A 4,985-nucleotide genomic window follows, 5' to 3' on the forward strand; every position below is an offset into this window, starting at 1 on the left:
GGGTTGCGGTCGGCGGAGATGCGGGCGTTGACGCTGGCGTCGGTGGTGGGTCGGCCGGGTGAGCGGCGGTTGCACGTGGTGGGCAAGGGGAATCGGGATCGGTCGGTGCCGATCGAGCCCGCGATGGATCGGATCGTGGAGCAGTACTTGGCCTCGTGTCGGCGGCGGTTTCCGCAGGGGCGGTTCGATCGGGGGTCGGCGTTGTTGCGGGATCGGCGGGGTGAGCCGATCGGGCGGGGCGGGTTGGAGTATTTGGTGCGGTCGTGCTTCCGGTGGGCGGGGTTGCACGATCGGGTGCCGTCGGGGGCGAATCTGCACGCGTTGCGGCACACGTTCGCGACGCGGTTGGCGGAGGACGGTGCGTCGGCGTCGGAGATCATGGCGTTGTTGGGGCATGCGAGTTTGGCGACGAGTCAGAACTACATCGAGGCGACGGCGCGGGAGCGGCGGGCGGCGGTGGCGGGGAATCGGACGTACGTGTCGTTGTCGCGGTTGCCGCAGCGGGAGTAGGGCTCTGTTGGGGTGGGGTGCGTGAGGTGCTGTGGCGGGGTACCCACGTGGGATGAGGGCTGTGTGGCGTGGGGCGATCTCCTTCGGGTTGGTGACGATCGGTGTGCGGTTGTACACGGCGACGGAGGAGCATGATTTCCGGTTTCACCAGGTGCACCGGGAGGACGGGGGGCGCATCCGGTATCGGCGGGTGTGTTCGGTGTGCGGTGAGGAGGTGGCGTTCGCCGACATCGCGAAGGGTTATGAGCTCGATGACGGGCGCATGGTCGTGATGGCGGATGAGGATTTCGACAAGTTGCCGATCAGTACTGATCACGCGATCGAGGTGTTGGAGTTCGTGCCCGCGGAGGAGATCGATCCGATCTACTTGCAGCGGGCGTACTACTTGGAGCCGGACAAGGCGGCGGCGCGGCCTTATGTGTTGTTGCGGTCGGCGTTGGAGCGCAGTGGTCAGTTGGCGGTGGTGAAGATCACGGTGCGTCAGCGGGAGTCGTTGGCGATGGTGCGGGCGCACGGGGATCTGCTGGTGTTGCACACGATGTTGTGGCCGGATGAGGTGCGGAAGCCGGATTTCGAGTTCTTGGACGACGATGTCGAGGTGCGGCCGCAGGAGTTGCGGATGGCGGCGTCGTTGGTGGAGAGCATGGCGGGGTCGTTCGATCCGGGTGATTTTTCCGATGACTACACCGAGGCGTTGCAGAAGGTGATCGCGGCGAAGGCGGAGGGGGCGGAGTTGCCCGCGCGGCCGGAGTCGGTGGATTCCGGTGAGGTGGTCGACCTGATGACGGCGTTGGAGCGCAGTGTGGAGCAGGCGCGGTCGGCTCGGGCGGGGCGGGGGTCTGCCGGGCGGGGGTCTGCGGGGAAGGGATCTGCGGGGCGGAAGTCGTCGGTGAGGAAGAAGGCGAAGCCTGCCTGAGGTGCGGGAGGGTTCGCTCCCCCATGTCGTGGGCGCTGCCCGGGGGTTGCCGTCGGAGTCGGGGGCGGTGCGGTTAGCGGTGCGGTCGGGTTGGGTGGGGTTGCCGGAGTGGGTGGCGCCGATGTTGGCCACGCCGGTGTCGTCGTTGCCGCCCGCGGAGCAGGACGCGTTGTGGTCCTACGAGTTCAAGTGGGACGGGGTGCGGGCTCTGGCGCGGGTGCGGGGTGGTCGGGTGCGGTTGGTGTCGCGGTTGGGCAACGACGTGACCGCGGCCTATCCGGAGGTGCAGGGGTTGGGGGCGCAGGTGGGGGCGGCGGAGGTGTTGTTGGACGGGGAGGTCGTGGCGCTGGCGGGTGGTCGGCCCAGTTTCGCGGCGTTGCAGCGGCGCATCCATGCGACGGGGGCGCAGGTGCGGCGGTTGGTGGCGCGGGTGCCGGTGACGTACCTGGTGTTCGACGTGCTGCACCTGGACGGGCGGTCGACGGTGGGACTGCCTTATGCGCGGCGGCGGGAGTTGTTGGAGTCGTTGGGGTTGCGGGGTGGGCATTGGCTGACTCCCCCGGCGTTCGCCGGTGCGGGGCCGGAGGTGCTGGCGGCCAGTCGGGAGCAGGGGCTGGAGGGGGTGGTGGCCAAGCGGCTGGATTCGCCTTACACGCCGGGGGTGCGTTCGCCGCACTGGATCAAGATCACGGAGGTGGCGGCGCGGGAGGTGGTGGTCGGGGGGTGGCGTCCGGGGGTGGGCAGGCGCGAGGGGGTGGTGGGGGCGTTGCTGCTGGGGGTTCCCGGTGAGGGCGGGTTGGTGTTCGTGGGGTCGGTGGGCACGGGGTTCAGCGATGGGGAGTTGGCGGCGTTGACGCGGCGGTTGCGGTCGGTGGAGGCGGGGCGTTCGCCGTTCTCGGGGCAGGTGCCCGTGGCGCGGGCGAGGGGTGCGCGGTGGGTGCGGCCGGTGCTGGTGGGCGAGGTGGTGCACCGGGGCTGGACGCGGGAGGGGCGGTTGCGGTTCGCGGTGTGGCGGGGGTTGCGGACGGACAAGGCGCCGGAGGAGGTGCGCGGGCTTGGGTGAGGCGTTGGTGGAGGTGGAGGGCCGCCGGTTGCGGTTGTCGAACCTGGACAAGGTGCTCTACCCGGAGGTGGGGTTCACCAAGGCGGAGGTGATCGACTACTACACGCGGGTGGCGCCGGTGCTGCTGCCGCGGTTGCGGGACCGGCCGGTGACGGTGCGGCGGTTTCCCGAGGGGGTGGACGGGCCGTCGTTCTTCGAGAAGAACGTGCCCTCGCACGCGCCGGAGTGGGTGCGCACGGTGCGGTTGGCGACGCCGGGGTCGGCCAAGGGCGCGCCGTACGCGGATTTCGTGGTGGTTGAGGACCTGGCGACGTTGGTGTGGTTGGCGAACCTGGCGGCGTTGGAGTTGCACGTGCCGCAGTGGAGGGTGGGGCCGCGCGGTGGCAGGCACTCCCCCGACTTGCTGGTGTTCGATCTGGATCCGGGGGCGCCCGCGACGGTGGTGCAGTGCTGTCGGGTGGCGTTGTGGTTGCGGGAGGCGCTGGCGGCGGACGGGATCGGGGCGGTGGTCAAGACCAGCGGGGCCAAGGGGTTGCAGCTGTACGCGGCGGTGCGGGTGTCGCGGCCGGAGCGCACGGCGGAGTACGCCAGGGGGTTGGCGCGGCGGTTGGCCTCGGAGCACCCGGATGAGGTGGTGTGGCGGATGGGGCGGTCGCAGCGGGCGGGTCGGGTGTTGATCGACTGGTCGCAGAACAACCCTGGGAAGACGACGGTGGCGCCGTATTCGTTGCGTGCGCGGTCGTTGCCGTCGGTGTCCACTCCGGTGACGTGGGAGGAGGTGGAGGGCTGTTCGCGGCCGGAGGATTTGCTCTTCGTGGCCGAGGAGGTTCTCGAACGGGTGAGTGGGGGCGACTTGATGGCGGACTTGGGGGCTGATCCGGTGTTGTTGCCCCGGTGAGGTCCTACTCTGGCGGGCTGTTTGGCGTGGCCTGCTGGAGAGGGGACGGGTGTGGACGAGGCGGCGGAGCGGGAGTTGGAGCGGGTGGTCAACCGCGCGTGGATCGGCGGGGCGGTCCGGCACGACGCGACGATCACGCTGGTGGAGTACGACCCGGAGTGGCCGCGGTTGTTCCGCCGGGAGGCGGAGCGGATCAGGGGGGCGTTGCCGGAGCGGGTGGTGGTGGCGCTGGAGCACGTGGGGTCGACGTCGGTGCCGGGGTTGGCGGCCAAGCCGATCATCGACATCCTGCTGGTGGTGCCGGATTCGGCGGATGAGGCGGCGTACGTGCCCGCGTTGGAGTCGGTGGGGTACCGGTTGGTGATCCGGGAGCCGCATTGGCACGAGCACCGGATGTTCAAGGGGCCGGACACGGATGTGAATCTGCACGTGCACACCGCCGGTGACGCGGAGGCCGAGCGGATGCCTGCGTTCCGGGACCGGTTGCGGGCCGACGCGGCTGATCGAGTGCTGTACGAGCGGACCAAGCGGGAGTTGGCCGCGCGGCGGTGGAGCTACGTGCAGGGGTACGCCGAGGCCAAGTCCGGGGTGGTGGAGCGGATCATGGCGCACGCCCGCCGGGCCTGATCCCCCTGCCCTATCCCCTGCCCTATCCCCTGGGCCCTGATCGCGCGGCCCTGATCGTGGGTGGGGTCGGTGCGGGACAATCGCGCGCGTGCGGTTCGCGGTGCTGGGTCCGATGCAGGTGTGGCGTGCCGACGGGACGCCGGTGCGGATCGGTGGGCAGCGGCTGCGCGCGCTGTTGGCGCTGTTGCTGGTCCACCCCGGCCGGGTGGTGGGAGTCGACCAGCTGATCTCCGGGGTGTACGGGCAGCGGCCGCCCGCGGGGGTGGCCAACGCGGTGCAGTCGCAGGTGTCGCGGTTGCGGCGGTTGCTGGACGTGGAGCTGGTGCGCACCCCGGCGGGTTACCGGCTGGAGGTCGACCCCGGTGAGGTCGACGCGCACCGGTTCGAGGAGCTGGTGGCCGCGGGCCTGCCGGGGCAGGCGCTGGCGTTGTGGCGGGGGCCCGCGCTGGTCGACGTCGGTGACGCGCCGTTCGTGGCGGCGGTGGTGGCCCGCTGGGAGGAGCTGCGGCTGCGGGCGGTGGAGGAGCACGGCGGTGTGGGCGCCGTGCCGGTGGAGTTGCTGCGGGAGCTGGTGGCGCGTCATCCGGGGCGGGAGCGGCTGGTCGCGGCGCTGGTGCGGGCGCTGCACCGGCAGGGCAGGCAGCGTGAGGCGTTGGAGGTCTTCGACCGGGCGCGTCGGGAGCTGGCCGAGCGGGTGGGTGCTGATCCGTCGCCGGAGCTGGCCGCGGCGCACCTGGAGGTGCTGCGCGGGGACCGGCCGCCCGCGCGGCAGGTGCTGCCCGCGCAGCTGAGCGGTTTCGTGGGGCGGGAGGAGGAGTCGCGGCAGCTGGCCGAGGCGTTGGGCCGGGCTCGGCTGGTGACCGTGGTGGGGCCGGGCGGGGTGGGCAAGACGCGGCTGGCGGTGCAGGTGGCCGAGGCGGTCGGGGGGCAGGTCGCGCAGGAGGTGTTCTTCGTCGACCTGGTGCCGGTGG

The 4,985-nt window shown here is 71.3% G+C and carries 6 protein-coding genes; all 6 read left to right on the forward strand.

The genetic code is table 11. The features are described from left to right. On the forward strand, nt 1-510 hold a 510-nt coding region (locus tag IEZ00_RS36600), incomplete at its 5' end, for a tyrosine-type recombinase/integrase (protein WP_229795608.1). A gap of 52 nt (nt 511-562) precedes the next feature. Then, nucleotides 563-1,426, forward strand: coding sequence for a non-homologous end joining protein Ku (gene ku, locus IEZ00_RS13895; protein WP_189223630.1), 864 nt, complete (start codon nt 563-565; stop codon nt 1,424-1,426). A gap of 121 nt (nt 1,427-1,547) precedes the next feature. Then, nucleotides 1,548-2,489 carry a non-homologous end-joining DNA ligase gene (ligD, locus tag IEZ00_RS13900; protein WP_189223631.1) on the forward strand — a complete coding sequence of 314 codons (942 nt, stop codon included), beginning with the start codon at nt 1,548-1,550 and terminating at the stop codon, nt 2,487-2,489. After that, a complete protein-coding gene (gene ligD, locus IEZ00_RS13905) occupies nt 2,482-3,387 on the forward strand; it encodes a non-homologous end-joining DNA ligase (protein WP_189223632.1) in 906 nt (301 codons plus the stop codon). The genes ligD (IEZ00_RS13900) and ligD (IEZ00_RS13905) overlap by 8 nt, the downstream gene beginning before the upstream one ends. Before the next feature lie 51 nt (nt 3,388-3,438). Next, a complete protein-coding gene (locus IEZ00_RS13910; RefSeq protein WP_189223633.1) occupies nt 3,439-4,014 on the forward strand; it encodes a GrpB family protein in 576 nt (191 codons plus the stop codon). A gap of 88 nt (nt 4,015-4,102) precedes the next feature. Continuing rightward, nucleotides 4,103-4,985, forward strand: an 883-nt coding sequence (locus IEZ00_RS36605; RefSeq protein WP_229795612.1) for an AfsR/SARP family transcriptional regulator, incomplete at its 3' end; no start/stop codon positions are given.

The sequence above is a fragment of the Saccharothrix coeruleofusca genome, assembly GCF_014648515.1.
Lineage (GTDB): Bacteria > Actinomycetota > Actinomycetes > Mycobacteriales > Pseudonocardiaceae > Actinosynnema > Actinosynnema coeruleofuscum.